Consider the following 24729-nt stretch of genomic DNA (forward strand, 5'->3'; position numbering starts at 1 on the left):
CTATCAGGTGGCCGCTGAGCCGGCGGTGCGGGCCGTCAGGGCGTTCAGCCCGGCGCGGTAGAACTGATAGGCCATCAGCCCCGCCAGCAGGTTGCCTGCCAGAGCCCCGGTCATCAGGCCGGTGATGCCCGCCAGCTGACCGCCCAGCCACAGCAGCGGCAGGAAGCACAGGAACAGGCGCAGGGTGGACACCAGCAGCGCCCGCATCGCCAGCCCCAGGGCGTTGCACACCGACACCATCAGCATGCAGATGCCCAGGCCGGCGTAGCTGAGCGGCACCCGTACCAGATAGCTCTGCAGTACCGTCTGCACGCTGGTATCGCTGCTGAACAGTTGTGACACCAGCCCCGAGGCGGCCAGCCACAGCACCCCGATCACCAACTGCCACACCACCACAAAGCGCACCGCCAGCCGCACCAGGCGCCGGATCTGCTCGAGGTCACCGGCGCCCAGCAGTCGGCCGATCATCGGCGGCATCGACATGGTCAGCGCCAGCACCACCACGATGGAGAAAAACTCCAGCCGCGTGCCCAGCCCCCAGGCCGCCACCGCGGAGGCGCCAAACCCGGCGACCAGGGCGGTGGCCAGCATGGCGGCCAGCGGCGGCATCAACTGGCTCACCATCGCCGGGGCCATGATCCCGCCGAGCTGGCGCAGGGCGTTGGGCAGCGACAGACCGGCGAGGTCGAACCTCAGCCAGCCCTGGCTCAACAACCGGGGGTAGATGGCCAGGCAGCCGATGGCAAAGGCGGTGACCGTGGCCAAAGCCGCACCCGGCAGGCCCCAGCCGAACACGAAAATGAACAGCGGATCGAGGGCGATGTTGAGCAGGCTGGTGACCATCATCATGATGCCGGGCAGCTTGGTGTTGCCGTGGGAACGGCAGACGCTGTAGCCGAAGTACAGCATGGCCCCCAGCCAGGCGGACAGCAGCCAGGGCAGCCAGTAATCACGGATCAGTGGCAGCAGGTGGGCGTCGGCCCCCAGCAGCGTCATGATCGGGTTTCGTACCAGCCACAGGGCCAGGCACAGCGCCAGCACCATCACTGCACCGACCACCACCACCAGACCACCCAGGCGCTGGGCCCGGGCCTCGTCGCCGGCCCCCAGGGTGCGGGAGATGATGGCGGTGGTGGCAATCCCCAGCCCCACCTGCAGGCCGATGACCAGCTGCTGCATCGGCAGAGTGAAGCCCAGGGCCGCCAGAGGATCACGACCGAGCTGGCCGATGAAGGCGCTGTCCACCAGCTGGAACGTCATCAGCGACAGTACGCCGAACAGCATCGGCCAGGTCATGGAGAACAGCTGTCGGGGCAGACTTGCGTTGGAGGGCATGGTCACGGGAGTACGGCCGGTGGCATTAAGAAAGGGGCCATTATAGGGAGCGAAACGCCAAATGCCGAATCCGGCGGGGCGGCGTTTGCCAGGTACGGGTGGGTGGCGTCCCTGCCGACTGATGGCCGGCAGGGACGGGGTATCACAACGCCTTGAGGGCGGCGTCGTAATCCGGCTCGTTCTTGATCTCTGACACCAGTTCGCTGTGCAGCACCTTGTTGTGCTCATCCAGCACCACCACCGCACGGGCGCAGAGCCCGGCCAGCGGACCGTTCTGGATCGCCACACCGTAATCCTGCTGGAAGCTGTAGTTGCGGAAGGTGGACAGGGTAATCACATCCTTCAGCCCCTCGGCACCGCAGAAGCGGGCGGCGGCAAAGGGCAGGTCGGCAGAGACCACCAGCACCACGGTGTTGTTCAGGCCGCTGGCTTTTTCATTGAACTTGCGGGTGGAGGCGGCGCAGACGCCGGTGTCGAGACTGGGGACGATGTTCAGGACCTTGCGCTGGCCGGCGTAGGCGTCCAGCTTGACCTCCTCCAGGCCCTGGCTGGTGAGGGTGAAATCGGGCCCGGTATCGCCCGGGGCGGGGAAACTGCCGCTGATGTCCAGCGGATTGCCGTCCAGTGTTACGTCGCTCATGGGAGGCTCCCTGTAGCTGAGTGGTGACCCCGCGCGGGGCCGTTGGCTGAGACTCCCTTACTTGTAGCCCATCGCCGCCGGTTCGTCACCCCTGCTGGTCAGTTTGTGCGGCCTCAGCCCTGGGCTTCCGCTGTCGGCTCGAAACCGGGGGCGGGGAATCGCTGCACCAGCAACAGGTACACCACCAGGGCCGCCAGCGCCGCGATGGCGATGATCGAGGCCATCACCAGCGAGGTACCGGTGTGGAGATGGCCGACCAGGGCACCGACGCAGGCGGCCACCGTCATCTGTACGAAACCGAACAGGGCGGACGCCGATCCCGCCATACGGGGGAAGTTGGCCAGCGCTCCGGCCATGGTCTGGGGCAACACCATGCCCACCCCGGTCATGAAGATGGCCTGGGGGATGATCACCGCCCAGACGTTGAACACTTCCGCCATCGCCAAGCCGGCCATCAGCGAACCGCCGGCGACGGCGATCCCGAGCCCCCGCAGCAGCAGCTGGTCCGGCACCAGACGATGGCTCAGGCGCATGGCGGTCAGGTTGCCGGTGATGTAGCCGGCCACCATGAAGGCGAAGAACAGGCCGAAGTGCCGTGGCGACACCTCCAGGAAGTCGATCAGCACGAACGAGGACCCGGACAGGAATGCGAACAGGCCGGAGAACACCAGAGCATTGGTCAGGGTATAGCCGAGGAAGCTGATGTCCGAGGCGATGCTGCGATAGTTGTGCCAGAGGCTGCTCAGTCGCAACGGTTGGCGGTATTCCGCTTTCATCGGTTCGGGGATGCCGAAGGCCACCACCACCGTCATCACCAGGGCATAACCGGCCAGGGCGAGGAAGATGGAGGCCCAGCCCAGGGTGTCGAGCATCAGGCCACCGAGGGTGGGAGCAATGGCCGGTGCCAGCGCCATGATGCTGGCCAGCAGTGCCATGATGCGGGCGGCGTCCCGGGGAGCGTAGATGTCTCGAATGGCGGCACGACCCAGCACCGGGCCGGTGGAACCGCCCAGGGCCTGGAGGAAGCGGCACAGGGTCAGGGTCTCGATGTTGGTGGCCAGGGCACAGCCCAGGCTGGCGCCGGCGAACAGCACGAAGCCGGCAATCATCACCGGTTTGCGACCGAACCGGTCCGCCAGCGGGCCACACAGCAACTGGGCCAGGGCAAAGCCGGCCATGTACACGCTGAGGGTGAGCTGGACCTGATCGGTACCCGCCGCCATGGCCTCCCCGAGGGCGGGCAGCGCGGGCAGGTACATATCGGTGGCCAGGGGGCCGAGGGCCACGGCGGCGGCCAGCAGCACGGTGGTCCAGACGCTGGTAAGTGCGAGCATGGGTATCCTGAATAGCAAGTTGGGGTGACGCCAGGGCGACCGGAACCGTCATTGGGTCGATGAGGCCACAGTCTAACGCCCCGGCGTAGCAAGATAACGACCGCTGGCTGCATATCACCTATGAACAAAATCGATCAGTTGGTTTGAGGCCTCTCAGGGATGCTGGCGCGCCAGTGGCTCGGCTACCGCGACCAGTTGCTGCCGCAGCCAGCGATGGGCCGGGTCATCCTGGTTGCGCTGGTGCCACAGCATCAGCAGGGAGAACGGCTTGTAGTCGAAAGGCAGGGGGGCGGTGGCGAACGGCTTCAGCAACTGGTTCGCCATGCGGCTGGGGGCGGTGGCAATCAGCTCGCTGTCTTGCAGAAAGGCCGGCAAGCCGGAAAAGTTCGACACCGTGACGTCCACCTTGCGTTCCAGCCCCCGAGCGGTGAGGGAGCCTTCCAGGGCGGTGCGTTCGCCGGCGCCGAAGAAGATACCGATGTGGTGGGCCTGCAGGTATTCCGCCAGGGTGGCGGGAGGCTGACGGCGCCGGGCGTCGTAGAACATCACCATGCGATCATCCAGCAGCCGGCGCTGGATGATGTCGCTGGCCGACGGTGGGTGGGGCGAGATGATCAGGTCGCAGACATCCTTGCGCAGCATGTCGGCACTGGGGATGCCGGAGGGGATCACCTGCAGGTGAATGCCCGGCGCTGCGGTACGCAGCGCTGCGGCCAGGGGGGGCAGCAGCAGGTCGCGCTGGTAGTCGTTGGCGGCAATGGTAAAGGTGAACTCAGCCTGGCCCGGCTCGAAGGGCGGTCCGGAGGCCAGCGCCTGCAGATCGTCGAGGATCTGTCGCACGTTGGGCCCCACCCGCAGGGCGTAGCGGGTAGGAGCGATGCCCCTGCCGGACTTGACGAACAGCGGGTCCCCCAGCACCTGACGCAGCCGCTCCAGGGTATGGCTCACCGCCGACTGGCTGAGGCCCAGCCGTACCGCGGCCCGCGAGACACTGCCTTCATCCAGCACGGCGATGAACACCCGCAGACTGCGGGCATCCAGGTTTAATGTATCGATGGGATTCATGAGTCCCAGTGTAGGGGAAAAGCGACCGGCGCTGAAGGTGTCAGTTCGAGCGCTGCGCCAGCCATTCCGCCATGTCCAGCCAGCTACTGGACGGAGCCTTGCTGCCGGCGAGGATGCCCATGTGGCCGCCGGGTATCACCCGGAAGCTCTTGTCGGTGGAGCTGACGTGGTCCATGACCCGCTTGGCGGCGCCGGGGGTGGCCAGGGTGTCGCTGTCACCGGCGATTGCCAGCAGGTTTGCGCTGACGTTCTCCAGGCGGGCGACGTCGTCGCCGATCTGGATCTCCCCCCGGGACAGCTGGTTGTCGATCCAGATCCGCACCACCGTGTCCTGGATGATGCCGCCGGGGTAGGCCACCATGCGGTCGAGGAAGGCGGAGGTCGTGGCATGGTTGCTGACAAACTCGCGATCGCCGAGGCGCACCACCAGCTCCCAGTAACCCATGACGCTGCCGATGGGGTTGGTAAGCTTGAAGCCGATGGTGTTGGCCCAGCCCGGGGTGTGGAACCAGTGTGGCTGGAGGTCATGGAGCCGGAAGCCGGTGCGGCTGCGGACCACCTCGGCGACGCTGGAGATGCGCTGGTACAGCAGCCCCATCAGGCCGGAGGCGTGGCTGTCGATGGGCGAGCCCAGCACAATGGCGTTGCGGATGTGCTGGTCGCGGCTGAGGGCCGAGTAGAACAGGGTGAACATGCCGCCCATGCTCCAGCCGTGCAGCGACAGTTCCTGCTCGCCGCTGTGCTGGCGCACCCGGTTGAGGTACTCCGGCAGCAGTTCCGCGACATAGGTGTGCATGTTGTAGTGGCTGTGCTCACGGGTGGGCACACCCCAGTCGATCAGGTACACCTCAAACCCCTTGGCGCGCAGGAAGCGGACCAGGCTGCGTTGGGGAAACAGGTCGTAGATCAGCATGTTGACCGCCAGTGGCGGCACAATCACGATCGGTGTCCGGTGTGACTGGTGATTGACCTCGATGGTCCGGTCGCCGAGTTCGATGTGGTCTTCGGTCAGCGGCGGGTAGTAGCGCAGGCTGACCAGGCCGTCGCTGTGCAGGGTCTGGAACGGTGTCTGTCCGGCCTGCACCAGGCTGGCGGCGCGGAATACCCGGTCAAAGGCGTTGCCGGCATAGAGGGCGGACTGGCGGCCCAGGCCGGCGGCCCGCTTGAGGGTGGACTGGATCAGGTTTGGCATGCTCGGGTCCGTTGGCGCGTGAATCGTGGTAATCGCCGAGTATAGGAGGGTGGCGTCGGGGCGCCATGGCACAAGTGTCTCCGGCCTCGGGCACATCAGTCACCTTGGGCCAGCACTGCCCAAGCCCTGCCGGCGTTGTTATCATGCGCGCCGGAGATGGAGTCCGGCGGCGATCCGCACGGCGGCTCCCAACATCAACAACAACACGGATTCTCACCCATGCTCAGCTTTTTGCCTGCCCCGGTAATCGGCGTTATCAATGCCCTGCTGCTGGGACTCAACACCCTGTTCTGGTGTCTGCTGCTCTACATTCCCGCGGTGTTGAAACTGATTGTGCCGATCCACGGTTTCCGGGTGCTCTGTACCCGCCTGATCATCTGGATATCGGAATCCTGGGTCGCCTGCAACACCGGCTGGATGAAGCTGACCCACGCCACCGACTGGCGCATCAGCGGTGCCGATCAGCTGCAGCGTGAAGGCTGGTACCTGGTACTGTGCAACCATCAGAGCTGGGTGGACATCCTGGCCATGCAGCGGGTGTTCAACCGCCAGGCACCGTTTCTGAAGTTTTTCCTCAAGAAGGAGCTGATCTGGGTGCCGGTGATCGGCCTGGCCTGGTGGGGCCTGGATTTCCCGTTCATGAAGCGCTATTCCCGGGAGTACCTGATCAAACACCCGGAAAAGCGTGGCGAGGACCTGCGTGCCACCCGGGCGGCCTGTGAGAAATTCCGCTACACCCCGGTGAGTGTGATGAACTTTGTTGAGGGCACCCGCTTCACCCCTGCCAAACATCAGCGCCAGAAATCCTCCTACCAGAATCTGCTGACGCCCAAGGCCGGCGGGGTCGCCTTTGTGCTGGATGCCATGGGCGATGCGATGCAGACGCTGGTAAACGTGACCATCGCCTACCCCGGCGGGGCACCGACGTTCTGGGATTTCCTCTGCGGAAGGGTGCCGTCGATCACTCTGGAAGTGGAGACCGTGGAGATTCCCGCGGAACTCAAGGGGCGTGACTACGCCAACGACGCCGAGCACCGTCGCAACGTCAAAGACTGGCTGGCGGGCCTGTGGCAGGCCAAGGACCGCCGTCTGGCAGAGCTATTGGGAGACCGCAGCGGGGACTGAGTTGCCCTCAGTCCCGCCGGTCGTCGTCCTCTTCCACCTCATCCGGGTGGTCCTGCTTGAAGCGTTCCCAGTCCTCCCAGTCAAACGGGGTACCGGCGTGGGGGCGCTTCAGATGCTTGGCGTGCTCCATTGCGTTGTGGCGCAGGCTGTGGTCACGCTCTTCCTCATCCTTGTCGAAACCGTACTTGCGCAGAAATTCATCGGGGCTCATGGGCATCGTGGATCACCTCGTCTGGTGTGCTCACTTCTACTCTTACGATGCGCCTGGCCCCGCTGGATTTCAAGCGTTGGTGCCGGTGGACTCGGCAGCTGCCTCGGTGGTGTCGGTCGCGGCCGTTTCCACCAGACGGAACAGGATCTGCTTGCGGGTCAGGTCTACCTCGGCGAGGGCCACCGTGACCGGCTGTTCCAGCTGGAAGGTGCGGCCGTTCTTGTTGTGCACCAGACGCAGGGTCACCGGATCAAAGCTGTACTTGCCCTCCAGACCCTTGCAACTGACAAAGCCCTCCAGACCGTTGCTGTCCAGGCGCACAAAGAAGCCGGCGGGAATGGTACGGACAATGGTGCCACTGAGTTCGGCGTCACCCAGGCTGGGTGCGAACTCGCACTTGAGCCAGTTCTCCAGGCTGTTGGCGGCCTGGCGGGCGGTGATCTGGCTGCGCTGCAGGGCATCGAGCTGGTCGGCGTCGAGGGCCGGGGCCGGCTGCTGCCACAACGCCGCCTTGATCAGGCGGTGAACGTGGAAGTCGCTGTACTTGCGCAGCGGTGAGGTGAAGGTGGTGTAGGCCGACAGGCCCATGCCCTGGTGTGGCGCCGGCTGGAACGACAGCTCCACCCGGGCCAGCTGGCGGGCAACGATGGCCTTGACCGGAACCTCGGCGTCTAGCCCTTCGCTGCGCTGCATCAGCGTACGGAAATCCTCGGCCTTGGCCGGGTCCAGATCCGCCAGTGCGGGGGCGAAGTTGCCCAACAGGGTGCGAACATTGTCCAGACGGTCTTCCCGCAGGCCGGGGTGGGTGATGAACAGACCGCTGTCCTGCTGGCTGAGGAAGTCGGCGGCGCAGCGGTTGGCGGCGACCATGCATTCCTCCACCAGACGATGGGCTTCGGTCTGCAGGGCCGGCTCGATCTGGCGGATGCGCTTGTGTTCGTCCAGGCGCAGGCGGAATTCCGGCCGGTCGCTGCTGAGCAGGGCGTGTTCTTCGCGCCAGCGCCGCAGTGCAGTGGCGGCCTGGTGGAGCTGGTCCAGGCTGGTGGCGACGCCGTCGGCGAGGGCCCGGGTATCGTCACTTTCGCGGCCTTCAAGTACCTGTGCCACCAGCTCGTAGCTGAGCTTGCCGTGGGAACGGATCACCGCCTGACGGAAACGGTAGTCGCTGACGCTGCCGTCGTTGTTGACCTGCAGATCACACACCAGCGCCAGCCGGCGGCTGTCGGGCATCAGTGAGCACAGGCGAGTGCTGATGGCATCCGGGAACATGGGGCGCGGTTCGCCAGGGAAATAGATCGCAGTGGCACGGCTACGGGCTTCGAGCTCCGCCGGGCTGCCCGCCGCAATCAACGCGGTGGGATCGGCAATGGCGACGGACACGGTCCAGCCGGTGGCGTTGGCTTCCGCCATCAGGGCGTCGTCCATATCCTGGGTGCTGGGGCTGTCGATGGTGACGTAAGGCTGCGCGGTCAGGTCTTCGCGGTCACCGGTCTGGGCTTCCACCGCCTGCTCGTCCAGCGCCTCGGCCTGTTGTTCGACGGCCTGGGGCCAGGCATCGTCCAGATCAAAGCTGGCCAGGGTGAATGCCCGTTCCAGTCCCGGATCGCCGGCCTGGCCGATGATCCGCAGAACCTTGGCCTGACCTTTGCCATCCTTGATCGGATGCTTGTGGATGCGACAGTAGATGTAGTCGTCCGGCTGGGCGCCTTTGCGCTCCTTGGGCGGGATGAAGATCCAGCGATTGATGCCCGGGGTTTCCGGCACCACAAAGTGGCCCTTGCCCTTGACCAGGTAGCGGCCGACAAACGTGGTCAGCCCGCCGGACAGCAGTTCGTCCACCGCACCCTGGGTCTTGCCCTTGTCGTCCTGGGTCTCGGTGACATTGATGCGGTCACCCGGCAGCACCTTCTGCATCTCTTCCGGCGGCAGGAACAGGTCCCGGCCTTCGTCCAGGGCAACAAAGCCGAAGCGGCCGTTGGTGGCTTTGACGGTGCCGGGAAAGACAACCTTGTTCTGCTTGATATCGGTCTTGAGCTGGCGCAACTGGGTGAGCGCATCGGCATTGAGCATTGGGGGTATACCTGGCTGGACTGGCTGGATGACTTTGGCCGGAGAGTATACCGTTTTCCATCCCCAGCGTCAGACAGCGGCGCCTGAAATTGCCGCCATCCGACACCGGTGTGAGCTCAGGGGTAGCTGGCAAACACCCGGCTCTGGCCGTCATCATTGAACAGCAGCACCTGGTAGGCATCGCGCTGCTGGCCCACTTCCATGCCCGGGGAGCCCAGTGGCATGCCGGGGACGGTCAGGCCGCGGGCGTCCGGAGCCTGGGCGAGGAGGCGGTGGATGTCACTGGCCGGGACATGGCCTTCGATGACGTAGTCGTCGACAAAGGCGGTGTGGCAACTGGCCAGGGCCGGGGTCAGGCCGGCGTTGGCCTTGATGCGGTTCATGGCGTTGGAATCGATGGCCTTGACCTCAAAACCGTTATCTTCGAGATGACGCACCCAGTCGGTACAGCAGCCACAGGTCGGGGATTTGTACACGGTCACCTCCGGTGCCTCGTCGGCATGGCTGTGACCGGCAAGCATCAGGGTACTCAGGCCCAGGGCCAGGCTCAGTCGTTTCATCAGTGTTTGCCTCGTTGCTGGGGGGCGGAATCGGATTTGCCGGCACGGGGTGACAGCCAGAACCACCAGACGATGGCGGCCATCAGGGCCAGTCCTGCGGTATTGACCAGAAAAGTCGTCATCAGTTTCTCCCTGGTTTGCCCGGGCGGAACAGCCGCAGGCGGTTGGCATTGGTCACGACGGTAACGGACGACAGCGACATCGCCGCCCCCGCCAGAATCGGGCTCATCAGGATGCCCCAGACCGGGTACAGCAGGCCGGCGGCCACCGGGATACCAAGGCTATTGTAGAGAAACGCGCCGAACAGGTTCTGGTGGATGTTGCGGATGGTGGCGCGGGAGATCGCGATGGTGTCGGCGACCCCGTGCAGGGACCCTCGCATCAGCGTGACGGCGGCGCTTTCGATGGCGACATCGGTGCCGGTGCCGATGGCGAAGCCCACGTCGGCGGCGGCCAGCGCCGGGGCATCGTTGATGCCGTCACCCACCATGGCGACCCGGTGGCCCTTGCCCCGCATTTCTTCGACGATGCGGGCCTTGTCCTCCGGCAGGACGCTGGCGCGGTACTGGTCAACGCCGGCACTGCGGGCAATGGCGGCGGCTGTGGACTCGACGTCTCCGGTCACCATCATTACCTGGATGCCCGCGTCATGCAGCCGACGGATGGCGGCGGCGGAATCGTCCTTGATGGCATCGGCGACCCCGATCACCCCCAGCGGCTGATCACCGAGGGTGAGAAACAGCGGGGTGCCGGCGTCATTGCTGATGTCGCGCTCGGCGTCGGTCAGCGCGCTCAGGTCCAGACCTTCCTGCTCCAGCCAGCGGCGGTTGCCAAGACGCAGGGGCTGGCCCTGATAGCGGCCGGCAACGCCCTTGCCGTTCAGGGCCTCAAAATCCGTCACCTCGGCGAAACGCTGACCGGTGTTGTCGGCTGCCTGTACGATGGCCTGGGCCAGTGGGTGCTCGGAATGCCGTTCCAGGCCAGCAGCCAGGGCCAGCAACTCATCGTCGCTGCCGGTGAGGGCGTGGCTGTGAGTGACCGTGGGCTGGCCGCGGGTGATGGTGCCGGTTTTGTCGAGGATCACCAGGTCCAGCTTGCCGGCGGTCTGCAGGGCTTCGCCCTGGCGAATCAGCGCGCCGTATTCGGCGGCTTTACCCACACCCACCATCACCGACATCGGGGTCGCCAGGCCGAGGGCGCATGGGCAGGCGATGATCAGTACGGTGGTGGCGGCCACCATCATGTGGACCACGGCGGGCTCCGGCCCCAGGTTGTACCAGAGCAGCGCAGAGATCACCGCAATCAGCATCACCGTTGGCACAAACACCGCCGAGATCCGATCCGCCAGACGGCCAATGGAGGGCTTGGCGCCCTGGGCTTTCTTCACCAGCCGGATGATCTGGGCCAGGGCGGTGTCGCTGCCGACCCGGGTGGCCTGATAGACGATGGCGCCCTGGGTGTTGAGGGTGCCGGCGGCCACGGTATCGCCGATGGTCTTGCTCACGGGCATCGGTTCGCCGGTCAGCATGCTCTCGTCGATGCGGGTCTGGCCTTCGCAGATGTCACCGTCCACCGGCAGTTTTTCACCGGGGCGGACCCGGATGCGGTCGCCGACCACCACTTGTTCCACTGGCAGATCCACTTCCTCGCCGTTGCGGATCACTCTGGCGGTGCGGGCGCGCAGGTCCAGCAGCCGGCGCACGGCCTCGGAGGTCTTGCCCTTGGCGCGCAGTTCCAGGGCCTGACCCAGGTTGATCAGGCCGATGATCATCGCCGACGCCTCAAAGTAGACGTGGCGGGCCGCCATGGGCAGCGCCTCGGGCACCAGCGCTACGGCCATGGAGTAGAACCAGGCGGTGCCGGTACCAAGGGCGATCAGGGTATCCATGTTGGCGTTGTGGTGGCGGAACGCTTTCCAGGCGCCGGTGAAGTAGTGGCCGCCGGTACTGAGCATCACCACCAGCGTGGTCAGGCCCAGCAGTTGCCAGGTGGTCTGGTTGGCGGCGGAGATGGTCATCGATCCAAACCCCATGCCCCAGACCATCAGCCCCAGACCCAGCCCGAGGCTGACCGCCATCTTTGCCAGCAGGCTGCGATAACGCTGGCGCTCTTCGGCCTGACGGCGTTCGTCGTCGCGGTCCGGGTCCTCAATGGGGCGGGCGCCGTAGCCGGCGCTTTCCACGGCGGCCACCAGGGCATCGCTTTGGTCGCTGCCATAGACGTCGGCGGTGCCATCAGCCAGGTTCATGCGGGCCTGGGTGACACCCGGCACCGCCAACAGGGCCTGCTCGATGGTGCGGACGCAGGAGGCGCAGGTTGCACCGCTGACCGCCAGCTGGAGAGCAACTTCCTGCTCCGGCGCGGGCTCTGCTGCTGGCTCGGTCTCTGGACTGGTCTTGTTGGACTCGACGGATTTGGCAGCCTTGCAGCAGCTGGAACCTGTCCGTTGAGCGGGGTACCCGGCTTCGGTGATGAGCCTGGCGGCGGCGTCCGGATCGGTGCCGGCGGGCAGTTGCACCGTCTGTTGTTCCAGGTCGATGGTGACTTGCTCCGGGTCGGCGACCAGCTCTGCCAGGGCCTTGCGGATCTTGCGGGCACAGCCCTGGCAGGAAGCGCCGGAGATGGTCAGTTGTGGACGGGGCTGGCTGAGATCAGTCATGGTTCAGCTCCTTGCTGGACACCGGGGTGGCGCTGGCCGTTGCGGGGCCATCGGCATCGTCCCAGTGCTCGATCAACTGGCAGATGGTGTGGCCATCGGGAGTACCGTCGGGCATCGCCTGCCAGGCTTTGAGGGCGGACTGCATGCGGTCCCGCAGTCGCTGCAGTTCGGCGATTTCCTGCTCGACGTGATCCAGGCGCTGCTCGAACACCTCACGCACCATCGGGCAGGGTGAGTGATGATCGTCGGCGCGATGCAGGATGGTCTTGATTTCCGGCAGCGAGAAGCCTAGCTGGCGGGCCTTGCGGGCGAAGCGCAGCCGGCGCAGGTCGTCAGCGTCGAATTGCTGGTAGTTGTTGGCCGGGTTGCGGCTCGGGTTAAGCAGGCCTTCCCGGGTGTAATAGCGGACCGTGTCGGAGCTGGTGCCGGCGGCCTTGGCGAGTTCGTTGACCTTCATGGGCAATCCTCATCGCAGAGCGGGGGCCGTCATCGGCCCCTGGATGAGGATACCTTAAAACCTGTGAGCTACTCATGGGTCAAGGGTCAGGAATGATTCTGGCGGGCCCTGAGGAAAACGCCGCAGTGGCGGCACTGGTCAGGCGCCATCAGTTTGGCCTGCCAGCCGATCTTGACGCCGCAGGCGGGGCAGGCCAGTCGCAGCTGCAGGATGATGATGGGGGTGACCAGGGCCGCCAGCAGCAACCCCAGAGGTCCCCAGCTGTCACCACTGGACAGGCCCAACTGGCTGCTGAAAATCAGCACCACGATAAGGGCAAAGAAGGCGAAGATGAAATAGCCCTGGTTGCAGGCTTCCCAGCGGCGCAGGCGGCGGTCTTGTTCGGCGGTCAGGTATTGATTGGGCATGGTGCTTCCGTCGGTGTCTGACAGGGGATTGTGTGAGGTTGTACCGACAGATTCAATCTTCGGTTCACAGGATGGATTCTATTCGCTGACCAGCAGGCCCTCGTCCCGCAGCATCTGTTCCAGCAGCAGCGGCTGGATCGGGCGGCTGATCAGGTAACCCTGGGCCAGGTCGCAGTGGTTGTCTCGCAGGAACTGCAGCTGGGCGTCGGTTTCCACCCCTTCGGCGACCACTCGCACGCCCAGGTTGTGGGCCAGGTTGATCACCGCCCGGGTGATGGTGGCGTCGTCCCGGCGTTCGGTGACGTTGGTGATGAAGGAGCGGTCAATCTTCAGCAGATCCACCGGAAAGTCCCGCAGGTAGGCCAGCGAGGAATAACCGACCCCGAAGTCGTCGATGGCCAGGTGCACGCCCAGCTCATGCAGCCGCACCAACTGGTTACGGTTGTGTTCGATGTTCTGGATGAAGATCTCTTCGGTCAGTTCCACCTCCAGCCGGCTGGCCGGAACCTCGTGGTGGCTCAGGGCACGCTGGATGGTGTCCACCAGATCGTCCTCGTCGAGCTCCCGCCCTGAGAGGTTGATGGCGATGCGCAGATGACTGAGGGGGCCGTTGCGCCACTGAGCCAGCTGGCGACAGGCGGCATCGACCACCCAGCGGCCGATATCGGTAATGCGGCCATTCTCCTCCGCCAGGGGAATGAATTCGAACGGCGGGATCATCCCGCGATCCGGATGACGCCAGCGGATCAGTGCTTCGGCGCTGTTGACCCGACCGCTGGTCAGGTCGAGCTGGGGCTGCAGATGCAGCTCGAATTCGTCCTGGGCGAGGGCCTTGTTGAGGTCTTTGTCCAGCTCCAGGCGGCGGAGTTCCCGATCCAGCATGCCCTCGGTGTAGAACTGGTAGCCGTTGCGGCCGTTTTCCTTGGCCCGGTGCAGGGCGATGTCGGCGTTGCGCAGCAGTACATCGCCGTCGAGGCCGCTCTGGGGATAGATGGCGATGCCCATGGTGGCGGTGATGTGGTGGGTCTGGCCCTGGATGGCAAAGGGCTCGGCAAAGCATTTCTGGATCTGCCCGAGCAGGTGAATCACGTCGTCGATTTCTTCGACGTGCTGCTGGCATACCATGAATTCGTCGCCGCCGGAATAGGCCACCATCACCAGTTCGTCACTGAGGGCGTTGAGTCGGCTGGCGATTTTCACCAGTAGCTCGTCGCCAAACTGGTGGCCGAGGGAATCGTTGAGCATCTGGAAACGGTCCAGATCGATCATCAGCAGGGCCAGCTGGTGCTGTTGCCGCTCCGCCAGCATCAGGGTATGGGACAGGTCTTCCATGAAGAAGCGGCGGTTGGCCAGACCGGTGAGCGGGTCGGTGGACTCCAGCCGGGCCAGGTCCTGCTGGATGACTTCACGCTGGTGGATTTCCTGTTCCAGGGTATGGCGGGTTTTGAGCAGATCCTGATTACGTTTGAGCACCAGTTGCACCAGCAGCCCCAGCAGGCTCATCAGCAACCCCATCACCAGCAGGGTCACGAAGGTCACCCAGGGCAGGCTGCTCTGGTGCTGGTCCAGCCAGTGGGTGGTTGGTGTCAGGGTCAGTTCCCAGGTGACGTTGGCCAGGGGAATGGTCACGGTGTGGCTGTACTGGGAGCGGACCGGCGCGTCCGGACTCAGACGGTACGCCGGGCGGCCATTCTCGACGATATCCACATGGAACTGCTGGCGCACCCGGTCGGTCAGCAGCAGGGTGGCGAGGCTCTCCATCCGGAACACCCCGGCGATAAAGCCGCGGTTGTCCTCGCCGGCACCAATGGGGGCGTAGATCACCAGACCGGTGCCCCCCTGTTCCAGCTCGATGATGCCGGTGGTGTCCATCACCCCCTCGGTGGCGGCGTTTTCCAGTGCGGTGCGACGGGCTTCGGAGAAGGCGACGTTGAAGCCGATGGCGGAGCGGTTGCCGTCGAGCGGCTCCAGCCAGCGGATGATGAAGTTGCGGTCGATCCATTCGATGGCCTGGTAGACGTCAAAGTCGTCCAGGTAGTGGCGGGCATCCTCGCGCCACAGTCGTTCTTCCATGATGGCGGTGGCGGCCTGGCGGCTGGCCATGCGGTCAATGGCGTCGATGTGGGCGCGAAAGCGGGTTTGCAGTTCCCGCGACATGGCATCGGCCTCGGTGGCCAGCGCGCTCTGCAGTTGTTGTTGCTGTTGTTGGTCGGAGCCCTGTTTGAGGGCGATGGCGGTGATCAGAAACAGCAGCAGAACCAGGGCGGGCAGGGCCGGATTGAGCATCACGGCGGCAAGCTGTTGGGATCTTGGTCTGGGGAATTGCACGGAAGGCTCCACACCCGTGGGCTCAGGCGCCCTTACTCAGTCTGCTCAGGGGGCTGACGGGTCCATCCCGGCTTCCCGGCCTGCCACTGTCCCGGTATCGGGACGGTATCAATCAATCGTTGCCCTGAATCACTGCCATCAATCGATCACTACTATTATAGGACATCTAGTATAAGACAACTCGTATAGGACAACTCGTATAGGACAACTCGCGTACAGGGCACAAGCGTTGTATCTATATAAGATCAAACAGTTAGAAGTCGCAACCGTTTTTTGACGGGATTTTGATACGACGTGTAAGGTGCTATCCGGGTGTGGTGTCCCGCTGCTCCAGTCCCAGCCGGGGAATTTCCCGCTTGGGGCAGCGATCCATCACTACCGTCAGCCCGGCCGCCTCGGCACGGGCGGCACCGGTCTCATTGATCACGCCAATCTGCAGCCACAGAGCGGGAATGCCCAGTTCGATGGCCTCGTCGATCACGGCATCGGTGCGTTCTGGGGCGAGGAACACATCCACCAGGTCCGGACGGCACGGCAGCGACGCCAGATCGGTGGCGACGGTTTCGCCCAGCAGCGGCTCGCCCGCCAGCCGCGGGTTGACCGGCAGTACCCGGTAGCCCTGCTGTTGCAGGTACGCCATCACCTCATGGCTGGGGCGCTGGGGTTTGTTGCTGGCGCCCACCAGGGCAATGGTGCGCACGGACTGCAGCAGCGATCGAAGCTGCTCTGGCTGGTTACTGGGCATGGTCAGTGGTCCCGATGGGCCTCCAGAGAAACGGATACCGATTCGGCGTAACGTAACGCATGGGGCTTGTCGATTTCCACCCGCGCCCAGCACACCGGCTGGTGGTCCATGACAATCGCCAGCACCTCATGGGTCAGGCGCTCCAGCAGGGCGAAGCGGTTGCCGTCCACGTGATGGATGATCTGCTTGGTGATGGTGCGGTAGTTCAGCGCCGATTCGATTTCGTTACGGTGGATGGCATCGCTGGCGTCGTAGGTCAGACAGACGTTGATGCGGACATCCTGCTGGTTGTTGATCTCTTCGTCCTTAATGCCAATGTAGGTTCTCAGCAGCAGGTCTTTAATACGGACGGTGGCCAGTTGGCTGACATCGGATACGGCCATGGTGTCTCCCGGGTTAGCGTTTTTGGATCAGGGTAAGGAATTCGGTGCGGGTGGCCTGGGACTGACGGAAAGCCCCCAGCATCACCGACGTTTTCATCAGCGAGTTCTGTTTCTCCACGCCCCGCATCATCATGCACATGTGCTGGGCTTCAATGACCACTGCGACGCCGCGGGCGCCAGTCACCTGCTCAATGGCTTCGGCGATTTCGCGGGTCAGGTTTTCCTGGATCTGCAGGCGCCGGGCGTACATGTCCACAATGCGGGCGAATTTTGACAGCCCCAGAACCTTGCCCTGGGGCATGTAGGCGATGTGGCACTTGCCGATGAATGGCAGCAGGTGGTGCTCGCACAGGCTGTAGAGTTCGATATCCTGGACCACCACCATCTCATCCATGGTGGACTCGAAAATGGCGCCGTTGACCAGCTCATCGAGGGTCTGCTGATAGCCGCGGGTGAGGAACTGCATGGCCTTGGCTGCCCGCTTGGGGGTGTCCTGCAGGCCTTCACGCTGGCTGTCTTCGCCCAGGTGTTCGATGATCTGGCGGTAGTTGTCGGTCAGTTGGTCGAGTGAGTCGGTCATGGCCGTGACGGTGTCCTGTCTGTCGTTGTCAGCTCTACAGCTTAAGCGAAACCATTCGCGGGCTCCATGCAGGAGCTGCTTATTAATTACGGTGCTCCGGAACAATCCGACCACGCCAACAGGGCCTTAATTGGCAAAATGCCTCTGGCAATGATGACGTCACATGTCCATTGGACTAAAGTGGCAGCTTAACAATTGTTCGGGGAGAGACTTGATGGAACAGGAATTTCCCGTCGTTCTGGAGCGCAGCCCGGCCCAGGCCGATGCCCTGACCCTGGAGGCCTGGCAACAGGGTGGCAAGTGGTTCCGTTACGACGGGCACGCCATTTTCAGCCGTATGGAAGGTCAGGGCGAAGATCTGGTGCTGGTGCACGGCTACCCCACCGCGAGCTGGGACTGGTCCCGGCTATGGCCGTTGCTGGTGCCCCACCATCGCGTGCTGACCCTGGACCTGCTGGGCTTCGGTTTCTCCGACAAGCCGCCTCACCACAAATACTGCATCGAAGACCAGGCCGACCTGATGCAGGGCTGGCTGGAGGGGCTGGGGGTGTGCGAGGCTCACCTGCTGGTGCACGACTATGGCTGCAGTGTGGCCCAGGAGCTGTTGGCGCGGGAGCAGGAAGGCCTGCTGCCGTTCCGCATCGCCAGTGTCTGTTTTCTCAATGGGGCGCTGTTCCCGGAAGTCCATCGGCCGCTGCTGATCCAGAAGCTGCTGGTGGGGCCGATGGGAGGGCTGGTCAGCCGGGGGCTGTCACGACGCACCTTCGACAGCCAGTTCCGGCGTCTGTTCGGGGGCCGGCACTGGCCGTCCCAGGCGGAGCTGGACGACTTCTGGCAACTGCTTACCTACAACAACGGCCGTGGCATCCTGCACCGGCTGATCCGTTTCATGGAGGAGCGTCGCTGCCACCGCAACCGCTGGGTCAGTGCGTTGCTCAAGGCCGACCAGCCGATCAAGGTGATCTATGGCCGCTCCGATCCCATCTCCGGCGTTGCCATGTGCCGGCGGTTTCAGGAACTGGACGCCAACGTTGACAGCCTGGCGCTGCGGCGGGTGGGGCACTACCCCCATTACGAAGCTCCGGTGGAGGTGTTCGAGGCCTATCAGGCGTTCCGTCAGCAGCGCGACTGATCAGATCGGCGTGGCGTCCGTGGGCAGTCCGTTCCGGCGATTGACCAAGTCGCGGCTGCTGACCATCCGGTTGCGGCCCTGCAGCTTGGCCTGGTAGAGCGCCTGGTCGGCGCGATTGAGCCAGGTGGACCAGGTCTCCCCCCGTTTCACCTCGGTGACGCCAGCACTGGCGGTGACCTGGATTTCCCGCAGGAACGGCGCCGCGCTGATGTTGCCAATCAGTTGCTGAGCCAGCTGTTCCGCATCCTTCTGTCGGGTCTCCGGCAACACCAGCATGAACTCCTCGCCGCCAATGCGGAAGGCCTGATCGCTCTCCCGCAACCGCTTGCGAATCCGCTCCGCGACTTCCTTCAGCACCTGATCGCCCGCGACATGACCCCAGCGGTCGTTGATGTGCTTGAAGTGGTCCAGGTCCAGCAGGATCATGCTGGATACCCGCTCGTACCGTTCCCGCATCTGGATCTGGCTGTTGAGGATGTCCGCCAGTTGCGAGCGGTTGAGGCAGCCGGTCAATGGGTCGGTGGTGGCGAGGTGGATCAGCTCTTCTTTCAGCCGACCCACCAGCCAGGCAAACACCAGAACAAACACGCAGGTCAGGCCCAGAGAGAAGGTGATGCGCCAGAACGCCGGCTCCGGAAAGGTGAGGAAGGAAATGCAGGCCATGATCGCCACGAACACCACGTTGCAGGCGGTGGATTCCCGCAACGGCAACAGGAAACAGCAGGCGGCGATGCCGGGATAGGCCCAATAAAGCCCGGTGTGGCCATTGATTGCGGTGGAGTAGGCGGATGACGTCAGCGCCAGCAGCACAAACGGCCAGCCCCGCAGGAAATACACTTGCCACCAGCGCAGACAGACGATCACCAGCACCGAGTTCAGGCTGAACAGTGCCAACAGAATGGCCAGCAGGGTGTGATCCTGACGCCACTGCACCAACACCAGGGGGGCCACCGCGATCAGGGCCCAGAAATGGATGTGGTAGATGATCTGGCGACGGAATCCGAGGATCACCAGGGTGGGGTTGGTGGTTGCTTTGGTGAATGCAACGTTTGGAAACGCCAAGGGATACTCCTGACTGTCGGTTGTGACACCCTCTTCCGCGCTGAGGGCTCGCGATGAGTCTAGCACGGCCTTGGAGGGTGGACGATGTTTGAAATGGCGCTGGTTCACGGTCACAAAGGCCGGGCAACGGTCGCGTTGAGTCGTGTTGATCAGTGCGACCGGGCCGATGGTGGCGTAGCAGGAACCGTCTTTGCTTGGTTACACTCGTCGGTTAACCTGGAGGAAGTGATATGACCGCAATTCATACCCGGCCACCGGCGCTGACCGTTCGTGCCGGTCGGCGGGCCCTGGCGCGTCTCAAGGCCGAGCCGCTGACGCCAGCGGACGTGCACGTGGTTCCCGGCGCTGCCGGTGGTCCCAAGGCCCTGGGGTTGACGGGCCTGGATAAGGCAATTTTCGGCGACTGGCTGCCGCGGGCGCCCCAGGAAAGGGCATTGATCGGTTCGTCCATTGGCAGCTGGCGGTTTGCCGCGGTGGCGTCCAGCGACGACCCCAAGGCCCAGTTGGCGACGCTGGCGGAGCTTTACACCTGCCAGCGCTTCTCCAAGGGGGTCAGTGCCGCCGAGGTCAGCCGTAAGAGTGTGCAGTTCCTGGAGCAGTTGCTGGCGGGGCGAGAGGACTTCCTGCTCAACCATCCCCATTACCGCCTCAACATTGTGGTGGTGCGCAGCCGTGGGCTGCTGGAGCACGATAGCCGTGGGCGTCTGGGTCTGGGGCTGATGAACGCCATCAGCGCCAATATGGTGAGCCGCCGGCACCTGGGGCGTTTCATGGAGCGGGGCATTGTCCACGACGCCCGCCTGCCGCTGCCGATGGCCAAGCTGGTGGATTTCCCCAGTCACCAGGTGGAGCTGAATCGGGACAACCTGTTGCCGGCCCTGCTGGCGTCGGCGTCGATTCCACTTGTGATGTCCGGGGTGCGCAACATTCCCGGTGCCCCGGAGGGCGTCTACCGTGACGGCGGGCTGCTCGACTACCACCTCGACCTGCCCTACGAGCAGCCCGGCGTGGTGCTTTACCCCCACTTCACCGACCGGGTGATCCCGGGCTGGTTCGACAAGTCCCTGCCCTGGCGCCGTGGCGACGCCACCCGGCTGCAGGATGTGCTGCTGATCGCGCCTTCGCCGGAGTACCTGGCGTCGTTGCCAGACCGCAAGCTGCCGGACCGCAAGGACTTCGAGCGTTACCTTGGTGACGATGCCGGCCGTGAGAAGGCCTGGCGGGGCGCGGTGGCCGCCAGCGATCAGCTCGGCGAGGAATTCCTGGAACTGGTGGACAGCGGTCGCCTGAAGGACGTGCTGCGGCCGCTGGAAGGGCGTTAGTCTTCCCTGGCAGGGCTGTGCCGCGGTACGGCGCTGAGGCGGTATCCGGTGCAACCGTCGACCGGATGCAGTTGGGCCAGCACCCGTACCGTGACCGGGACGGGCTGGTCGTCAGCTCCCAGCAGGTCCAGATCAATGCGTTGCATCTGCCGCTCTTCCCGTGCGGCTTTCAGGGTGGCGATAAAGTTGTCCCGGTAGGATGGCGCAACCCGTTGCAGCAGTGAGTGTCCACTGAGCTCGGCCACCGCAATCCTCAGCATGTCGGTGGCGGGCTCGGAAACAAACCCGATCCGCAGGTCTTCGTCCAGCTCGCAGACAAACCCACCCACCAGCCGGACCAGGTCACGGCTGCGGTCGCCGCTTTCCGCCAGTGCCTGGTGCAGAATGTGTTTTTCCACGCCAATGTTGTCGAGGCGCTGAGTGAGCTGTTGTCGGCTCTGATCCGCCAATGCCCGCTGGCGCTGGTCCCGGCGTCGGCCTGCCAGCAGCCAGGCCACCAGTATCGCCGCGAAGGCAGAGCTGGCCAGCCCCACCAGCCAGATGGTTTGCCGGCTGCGGGCGGTGGCCTGCTGGAACAGCCCGTGGGCGGGCACGGTGGTGACCATCCACTGACGGTTACCGACCCGGACCTCGGTACGCAGTGTCTGTGCGGGCAGGGCTTCACCCGACAGCGGGTATTCGAACAACGGGGCTTTGGTGTGCTGGGTCAGGTCATGGACCTTGACTCCCAGCTGGGCGGTGAGTTGACCGCCAAGGGTGGCACCCAGCCAGCGCTCCGGGGTGATGGCGACGGCGATCACCTCGTTGCCGGAGGCGGGCACAAACAGTCGAATGGTCTGGGCCGGCGTGCCATCGAGCTCCAGGCTGGCCAGCGCGGTGGCGGTGAGGGTCTGCTCGCTCAGGGTAGTGGCCAGTTCCTGTCGCCACAGCGGCACCGAATCGGCGAGGATGCCGGCGGTGGTGCCACTGGTGCTGCGGGCCAGGGCCCAGCGTACCACCAGGTACTGGTCGCTCTCGGGAGCGGCATCGTCCGTTGCTTCGGACTGCCAGTCGCGGAAGCGTACCGGTTGCTGGGCTTCCTGACTGAGCTGGGCCTCGATAAGGTCCCGCAGGGCATCGGGGATGCGGCGAATCACCTCCACGCCCCGGACATCGGGGTACTGTTCAAGGAAGCCGGTGGCCTGGTGACGAAACTGCTGTAGCGAGTTGATCCGGGCGTCGGCCAGGCGGCGGGCGCTCTCCTGCATCAATGCCAGGCGTTGTTCCAGCACCAGGGTATAGCCCAACTGCTGGGCCGCCAGCCAGCGTTCGGTCTGGCGGCGGGTATCGTCCCGACTGCTGACATCCACTTGCCAGGTCAGTAGGGCGCCGGCAAGCACCAGCGCCAGGGGTAGCAGAGTCAGGGGGGACAGCAGGGGTTTGATGCGCGCCAGGCTCATGGTCGTCTCCGGAGAATCCTTTCTCACTGTAGACCAGGCCTCCGGGCTAGGGAAATGGCGGTGGCGCGGTTCAGGTCCGGGGCTGGCGCACCACGCCGTAAACCAGCACGAACAGGGCGAAGGCGGACACCACCACCGATGGCCCGGCAGGGCTGTCGGCAAACCAGGACAGGCTCAGGCCTCCGGATACCGCCAGCATGCCAATCACCACCGCCAGCAGCACCATCGCCTCCGGGGTCCGCGCCAGCCGTCGGGCGGTGGCGGCGGGAATGATCAGCAGCGCGGTGATCAGCAGTACGCCGACGATCTTCATCGCCACCGCAATCACCAGTGAGAACATCAGCATCAACGCCAGCCGCAGTCGTTCCACCGGAAAGCCTTCCACCCGCGCCAGTTCCTCGTGGATGGTGGCCATCAACAGGCCGCGCCAGAGCCGGTACAGCAGGATCAGAATGAGGGTGGCGCCGCCGTAGATCCAGCCCAGGTCGTTGCGGCTCATGGCCAGCAGGTCGCCGAACAGGTAGCCGCTGAGATCCACCCGCACCTGGGGCATGAAGCTGAGGGTGACCAGGCCAATGGCCAGGGCGCTGTGGGCGAGGATGCCCAGCAAGGTGTCAGTGGCGAGGGTGCGGCTGCGGGCCAGTACCACCAGCACCAGCGCCAGGGCAACGCAGGTGCCGGCAATGGCCAGGTTCAGCGGCAGCTGGAACAGGAAACCCAGGGCGATGCCCAGCAGCGCGGAATGGGCCAGGGTATCGCCGAAATAGGCCATCCGCCGCCACACCACAAAGCAGCCCAGGGGACCGGCAACCAGGGCGACGCCGAGGCCACCCAGCAGCGCCCGCCAGAAGAAATCGCCCAGAATCGCATCAATGAACGCCATGGTGACTGCAGCCCTCGGCAGGTTGGGACTCGACCACGTCTCCGTGAAGGTCGTGACGATGGTTGTGATGGTGGTGGTAGACCGCCAGGCTTTCCGCCACGGTCTGGCCGAAGGTCTCGATAAACGCCGGATCGGTGGAGATGTCGGCAGGGTAGCCACTGCAGCAGACATGCTGGTTGAGGCAGATGACCCGGTCGGTGGCGGCCATCACCAGGTGAAGGTCGTGGGAGATCATGATGACGCCGCAGTTGAGCCGGTCCCGGAGGGCGCGGATCAGGTCGTAGAGGGCGGCCTGACCGTTGATGTCGACGCCCTGGGCCGGTTCATCCAGCACCAGCAGGTCGGGGCTGCGGGCCAGGGCGCGGGCTAACAGCACCCGCTGTTTTTCACCGCCGGAGAGATGGTGGACCGAGGCCTCGAACAGGTGATCAACCCCGGTCTGGGCCAGGGCCTGGCGGCAGGTATCGGCGGACTCACCGGTGAGCATCAGAAAGCGGCGCACGCTCAGGGGCAGTGTCGGTTGCAACTGCAGATGCTGGGGCACGTAGCCGATGCGGGCCTCCGGTTTACGCCAGATGGTGCCGCTGGTGATGCGCTGGATGCCCAGTACCGATTTGATCAGGGTGGTTTTGCCAGCACCGTTGGGGCCGATGATGGTGACAATGTCCCCGCGGTTGAGGGTCAAGTTGATGTGGTCCACCACCGGCGGGCCATCGAAGCGGACACAGACGTCGCTCAGCGTTACCAGCCGCTCAGTCATCGTCGGTGTCCGCACGGCAGTTGGGGCACTGGCCGGCAATTTCGATAGTGGTGTCTTCAGGCTGGAAGCCTTCGCCGGCTGCTGCGCTGCGGACGGCGTTACTGACGTCCGGTGCGGTCAACTCCAGAGCGTTGCGGCAGTGCCGACAGATCAGGAACACACTGGTGTGGTGTTCGCCAGCGTGATTACAGCCGATGAACGCGTTCAGCGAGGCAAGACGATGCACCAGCCCGTGCTGCAGCAGAAAATCCAGCGCCCGGTAGACCGTGGGTGGCGCGGCGTTGTGGCCGTCCTCGGCCAGCGCTGCCAGCAGGTCATAGGCGCCCAGCGGTTTGTGGGATTGCCAGATCAGCTCCAGCACCCGCTCCCGGGTCGGCGTCAGCCGCGCGTTCTGCGACTGGCAGATACTGCGGGCGTCGGCCAGCGCCTGACTGACGCAGGCGGCGTGGTCGTGAGGGCGATAGGGCAAGGCGTTGCTAGACATGATGACCGCACGTTTGGGGAAAGATGAAACATTATAACATCCAGCCCTACGGTCGTCATGACAGCGTCGCCATCGTTCCCGATCAGTGGGTCCGCGCGGCTTCCAGTGCCAGCTGCTCGAGGTATTCCAGGTTGGGAATGCTGACGTGCTCGCCTTCCACGGTCACCATCATCAGGTCGGCGGGGCCGGCCTCGTCATCCACCGTCTGCACCTGATCGCTGGCCAGCCGGGTCTGGCTGGGAATGCCCTGGGTCACCACCGCCAGAAACGGCAGGCTGCCATGGTTCTTGCCAATGGTGTTGAGTACCGCAATACGGCCGCGGTTGCCGGTGGGCATCCGTGCCTCACCGCCGTTGGCGGCGTCATAGGAGATCACCGGCAGCCGCTGGCCCCGCCAGTCCAGGTCGCCCAGCAACCAGGCCGGAGAGTCGTCGCGGGCCTCAATGTGGTTGCAGTCGACAATCTCCGCCACCGAGACGTTGGGCAGCAGCAGTTGCCGCTCACTCATCGGGATCATGACGCAGGGGAGGATGTGGCTGGTGTCATTCATGGTTCG

The 24729-nt window shown here is 64.5% G+C and carries 25 protein-coding genes; 3 read left to right on the forward strand and 22 right to left on the reverse strand.

Going from position 1 to position 24729, the window contains the following annotated elements; translation table 11 throughout:
• Nucleotides 1–3: 3 nt before the first annotated feature.
• The 5 genes from MLD24_RS06585 to MLD24_RS06605 form a co-directional block, all read right to left on the reverse strand.
• Entirely contained in the window at nt 4–1335 is a 1332-nt protein-coding gene (locus tag MLD24_RS06585) for an MATE family efflux transporter (protein WP_227173193.1), read from the reverse strand.
• Between the two features lie 142 nt (nt 1336–1477).
• On the reverse strand, nt 1478–1975 hold the full coding sequence (gene tpx, locus MLD24_RS06590; RefSeq protein WP_248165456.1) for a thiol peroxidase: 498 nt from the start codon (nt 1973–1975) through the stop codon (nt 1478–1480).
• Nucleotides 1976–2088: 113 nt separating this feature from the next.
• Nucleotides 2089–3309: a multidrug effflux MFS transporter gene (locus MLD24_RS06595; RefSeq protein WP_248165457.1), complete on the reverse strand. Its 1221-nt coding sequence runs from the start codon at nt 3307–3309 to the stop codon at nt 2089–2091.
• A 153-nt stretch (nt 3310–3462) separates the two neighbouring features.
• The gene (locus MLD24_RS06600) at nt 3463–4374 is read right to left on the reverse strand and encodes a LysR family transcriptional regulator (RefSeq protein WP_248165458.1); all 912 of its coding nucleotides are present in this window, start codon (nt 4372–4374) and stop codon (nt 3463–3465) included.
• Between the two features lie 40 nt (nt 4375–4414).
• A complete protein-coding gene (locus MLD24_RS06605; protein WP_248165459.1) occupies nt 4415–5566 on the reverse strand; it encodes an alpha/beta fold hydrolase in 1152 nt (383 codons plus the stop codon).
• A gap of 219 nt (nt 5567–5785) precedes the next feature.
• On the opposite strand from MLD24_RS06605, the gene MLD24_RS06610 reads away from it, so the two are divergent.
• The gene (locus MLD24_RS06610; RefSeq protein ID WP_248165460.1) at nt 5786–6691 is read left to right on the forward strand and encodes a 1-acylglycerol-3-phosphate O-acyltransferase, YihG family; all 906 of its coding nucleotides are present in this window, start codon (nt 5786–5788) and stop codon (nt 6689–6691) included.
• A gap of 7 nt (nt 6692–6698) precedes the next feature.
• Here MLD24_RS06610 and MLD24_RS06615 read toward each other — a convergent pair whose 3' ends face one another.
• From MLD24_RS06615 to folE, 11 genes are all read right to left on the reverse strand, one after another.
• Nucleotides 6699–6908, reverse strand: a complete 210-nt coding sequence (locus MLD24_RS06615) for a hypothetical protein (RefSeq protein WP_227173199.1) — start codon at nt 6906–6908, stop codon at nt 6699–6701.
• Between the two features lie 63 nt (nt 6909–6971).
• A complete protein-coding gene (locus MLD24_RS06620) occupies nt 6972–8972 on the reverse strand; it encodes a ribonuclease R family protein (protein WP_248165461.1) in 2001 nt (666 codons plus the stop codon).
• A 116-nt stretch (nt 8973–9088) separates the two neighbouring features.
• Nucleotides 9089–9532, reverse strand: coding sequence for a DUF411 domain-containing protein (locus MLD24_RS06625; protein ID WP_248165462.1), 444 nt, complete (start codon nt 9530–9532; stop codon nt 9089–9091).
• Nucleotides 9532–9654 carry a hypothetical protein gene (locus MLD24_RS21530; RefSeq protein ID WP_267461605.1) on the reverse strand — a complete coding sequence of 41 codons (123 nt, stop codon included), beginning with the start codon at nt 9652–9654 and terminating at the stop codon, nt 9532–9534. The genes MLD24_RS06625 and MLD24_RS21530 overlap by 1 nt, the downstream gene beginning before the upstream one ends.
• Entirely contained in the window at nt 9654–12191 is a 2538-nt protein-coding gene (locus MLD24_RS06630) for a heavy metal translocating P-type ATPase (RefSeq protein WP_248165463.1), read from the reverse strand. Before MLD24_RS06630 ends, MLD24_RS21530 begins: the two co-directional genes overlap by 1 nt.
• The gene (locus MLD24_RS06635; protein WP_248165465.1) at nt 12184–12648 is read right to left on the reverse strand and encodes a MerR family transcriptional regulator; all 465 of its coding nucleotides are present in this window, start codon (nt 12646–12648) and stop codon (nt 12184–12186) included. Before MLD24_RS06635 ends, MLD24_RS06630 begins: the two co-directional genes overlap by 8 nt.
• A gap of 86 nt (nt 12649–12734) precedes the next feature.
• On the reverse strand, nt 12735–13055 hold the full coding sequence (locus tag MLD24_RS06640) for a hypothetical protein (RefSeq protein ID WP_248165468.1): 321 nt from the start codon (nt 13053–13055) through the stop codon (nt 12735–12737).
• Nucleotides 13056–13133: 78 nt separating this feature from the next.
• A complete protein-coding gene (locus tag MLD24_RS06645; RefSeq protein WP_344816785.1) occupies nt 13134–15383 on the reverse strand; it encodes a putative bifunctional diguanylate cyclase/phosphodiesterase in 2250 nt (749 codons plus the stop codon).
• 304 nt (nt 15384–15687) lie between these two features.
• The gene (locus MLD24_RS06650) at nt 15688–16128 is read right to left on the reverse strand and encodes a CoA-binding protein (protein ID WP_248165470.1); all 441 of its coding nucleotides are present in this window, start codon (nt 16126–16128) and stop codon (nt 15688–15690) included.
• Nucleotides 16129–16130: 2 nt separating this feature from the next.
• Nucleotides 16131–16511: a dihydroneopterin triphosphate 2'-epimerase gene (gene folX / locus MLD24_RS06655; protein WP_227173212.1), complete on the reverse strand. Its 381-nt coding sequence runs from the start codon at nt 16509–16511 to the stop codon at nt 16131–16133.
• 13 nt (nt 16512–16524) lie between these two features.
• A complete protein-coding gene (gene folE / locus MLD24_RS06660) occupies nt 16525–17091 on the reverse strand; it encodes a GTP cyclohydrolase I FolE (RefSeq protein ID WP_227173214.1) in 567 nt (188 codons plus the stop codon).
• A 214-nt stretch (nt 17092–17305) separates the two neighbouring features.
• On the opposite strand from folE, the gene MLD24_RS06665 reads away from it, so the two are divergent.
• The gene (locus tag MLD24_RS06665) at nt 17306–18223 is read left to right on the forward strand and encodes an alpha/beta fold hydrolase (RefSeq protein WP_248165472.1); all 918 of its coding nucleotides are present in this window, start codon (nt 17306–17308) and stop codon (nt 18221–18223) included.
• Here MLD24_RS06665 and MLD24_RS06670 read toward each other — a convergent pair whose 3' ends face one another.
• The gene (locus tag MLD24_RS06670; protein ID WP_248165474.1) at nt 18224–19285 is read right to left on the reverse strand and encodes a GGDEF domain-containing protein; all 1062 of its coding nucleotides are present in this window, start codon (nt 19283–19285) and stop codon (nt 18224–18226) included. It abuts the gene before it with no gap.
• Nucleotides 19286–19515: 230 nt separating this feature from the next.
• Between MLD24_RS06670 and MLD24_RS06675 the strand changes: the two genes are divergently transcribed.
• On the forward strand, nt 19516–20607 hold the full coding sequence (locus MLD24_RS06675) for a patatin-like phospholipase family protein (RefSeq protein WP_248165476.1): 1092 nt from the start codon (nt 19516–19518) through the stop codon (nt 20605–20607).
• Here the strand turns inward: MLD24_RS06675 and MLD24_RS06680 are convergent.
• From MLD24_RS06680 to MLD24_RS06700, 5 genes are all read right to left on the reverse strand, one after another.
• Nucleotides 20604–22046, reverse strand: a complete 1443-nt coding sequence (locus tag MLD24_RS06680; protein WP_248165478.1) for a PAS domain-containing protein — start codon at nt 22044–22046, stop codon at nt 20604–20606. The two genes, MLD24_RS06675 and MLD24_RS06680, sit on opposite strands and share 4 nt — an antisense overlap.
• A gap of 70 nt (nt 22047–22116) precedes the next feature.
• Nucleotides 22117–22929, reverse strand: coding sequence for a zinc ABC transporter permease subunit ZnuB (znuB, locus tag MLD24_RS06685; RefSeq protein WP_248165480.1), 813 nt, complete (start codon nt 22927–22929; stop codon nt 22117–22119).
• Nucleotides 22916–23689 carry a zinc ABC transporter ATP-binding protein ZnuC gene (znuC, locus tag MLD24_RS06690; protein WP_248165482.1) on the reverse strand — a complete coding sequence of 258 codons (774 nt, stop codon included), beginning with the start codon at nt 23687–23689 and terminating at the stop codon, nt 22916–22918. The genes znuB and znuC overlap by 14 nt, the downstream gene beginning before the upstream one ends.
• Nucleotides 23682–24173 carry a Fur family transcriptional regulator gene (locus tag MLD24_RS06695; RefSeq protein ID WP_248165484.1) on the reverse strand — a complete coding sequence of 164 codons (492 nt, stop codon included), beginning with the start codon at nt 24171–24173 and terminating at the stop codon, nt 23682–23684. The genes znuC and MLD24_RS06695 overlap by 8 nt, the downstream gene beginning before the upstream one ends.
• 82 nt (nt 24174–24255) lie before the next feature.
• Nucleotides 24256–24723, reverse strand: coding sequence for a chemotaxis protein CheW (locus tag MLD24_RS06700; protein ID WP_248165486.1), 468 nt, complete (start codon nt 24721–24723; stop codon nt 24256–24258).
• Nucleotides 24724–24729 lie beyond the last annotated feature (6 nt).

The organism is Marinobacter xestospongiae, from assembly GCF_023156385.1.
Classification (GTDB): Bacteria; Pseudomonadota; Gammaproteobacteria; order Pseudomonadales; family Oleiphilaceae; genus Marinobacter; species Marinobacter xestospongiae.

Excerpts from the sequence above, each read along its gene's own strand:
- MLD24_RS06610 (WP_248165460.1), top strand. The coding sequence starts at position 5,786 with ATGCTCAGCTTTTTGCCTGCCCCGGTAATCGGCGTTATCAATGCCCTG.
- MLD24_RS21530 (WP_267461605.1), bottom strand. The coding sequence starts at position 9,654 with ATGACGACTTTTCTGGTCAATACCGCAGGACTGGCCCTGATGGCCGCC.
- MLD24_RS06630 (WP_248165463.1), bottom strand. The coding sequence starts at position 12,191 with ATGACTGATCTCAGCCAGCCCCGTCCACAACTGACCATCTCCGGCGCT.
- MLD24_RS06675 (WP_248165476.1), top strand. The coding sequence starts at position 19,516 with ATGACCGCAATTCATACCCGGCCACCGGCGCTGACCGTTCGTGCCGGT.
- znuB (WP_248165480.1), bottom strand. The coding sequence starts at position 22,929 with ATGGCGTTCATTGATGCGATTCTGGGCGATTTCTTCTGGCGGGCGCTG.
- MLD24_RS06700 (WP_248165486.1), bottom strand. The coding sequence starts at position 24,723 with ATGAATGACACCAGCCACATCCTCCCCTGCGTCATGATCCCGATGAGT.
- MLD24_RS06620 (WP_248165461.1), bottom strand. The coding sequence starts at position 8,972 with ATGCTCAATGCCGATGCGCTCACCCAGTTGCGCCAGCTCAAGACCGAT.
- folX (WP_227173212.1), bottom strand. The coding sequence starts at position 16,511 with ATGGCCGTATCCGATGTCAGCCAACTGGCCACCGTCCGTATTAAAGAC.
- MLD24_RS06600 (WP_248165458.1), bottom strand. The coding sequence starts at position 4,374 with ATGAATCCCATCGATACATTAAACCTGGATGCCCGCAGTCTGCGGGTG.
- MLD24_RS06640 (WP_248165468.1), bottom strand. The coding sequence starts at position 13,055 with ATGCCCAATCAATACCTGACCGCCGAACAAGACCGCCGCCTGCGCCGC.
- MLD24_RS06605 (WP_248165459.1), bottom strand. The coding sequence starts at position 5,566 with ATGCCAAACCTGATCCAGTCCACCCTCAAGCGGGCCGCCGGCCTGGGC.
- MLD24_RS06665 (WP_248165472.1), top strand. The coding sequence starts at position 17,306 with ATGGAACAGGAATTTCCCGTCGTTCTGGAGCGCAGCCCGGCCCAGGCC.
- MLD24_RS06615 (WP_227173199.1), bottom strand. The coding sequence starts at position 6,908 with ATGCCCATGAGCCCCGATGAATTTCTGCGCAAGTACGGTTTCGACAAG.
- MLD24_RS06635 (WP_248165465.1), bottom strand. The coding sequence starts at position 12,648 with ATGAAGGTCAACGAACTCGCCAAGGCCGCCGGCACCAGCTCCGACACG.
- MLD24_RS06680 (WP_248165478.1), bottom strand. The coding sequence starts at position 22,046 with ATGAGCCTGGCGCGCATCAAACCCCTGCTGTCCCCCCTGACTCTGCTA.
- znuC (WP_248165482.1), bottom strand. The coding sequence starts at position 23,689 with ATGACTGAGCGGCTGGTAACGCTGAGCGACGTCTGTGTCCGCTTCGAT.
- MLD24_RS06695 (WP_248165484.1), bottom strand. The coding sequence starts at position 24,173 with ATGTCTAGCAACGCCTTGCCCTATCGCCCTCACGACCACGCCGCCTGC.
- MLD24_RS06625 (WP_248165462.1), bottom strand. The coding sequence starts at position 9,532 with ATGAAACGACTGAGCCTGGCCCTGGGCCTGAGTACCCTGATGCTTGCC.
- MLD24_RS06595 (WP_248165457.1), bottom strand. The coding sequence starts at position 3,309 with ATGCTCGCACTTACCAGCGTCTGGACCACCGTGCTGCTGGCCGCCGCC.
- MLD24_RS06585 (WP_227173193.1), bottom strand. The coding sequence starts at position 1,335 with ATGCCCTCCAACGCAAGTCTGCCCCGACAGCTGTTCTCCATGACCTGG.
- tpx (WP_248165456.1), bottom strand. The coding sequence starts at position 1,975 with ATGAGCGACGTAACACTGGACGGCAATCCGCTGGACATCAGCGGCAGT.
- MLD24_RS06650 (WP_248165470.1), bottom strand. The coding sequence starts at position 16,128 with ATGCCCAGTAACCAGCCAGAGCAGCTTCGATCGCTGCTGCAGTCCGTG.
- folE (WP_227173214.1), bottom strand. The coding sequence starts at position 17,091 with ATGACCGACTCACTCGACCAACTGACCGACAACTACCGCCAGATCATC.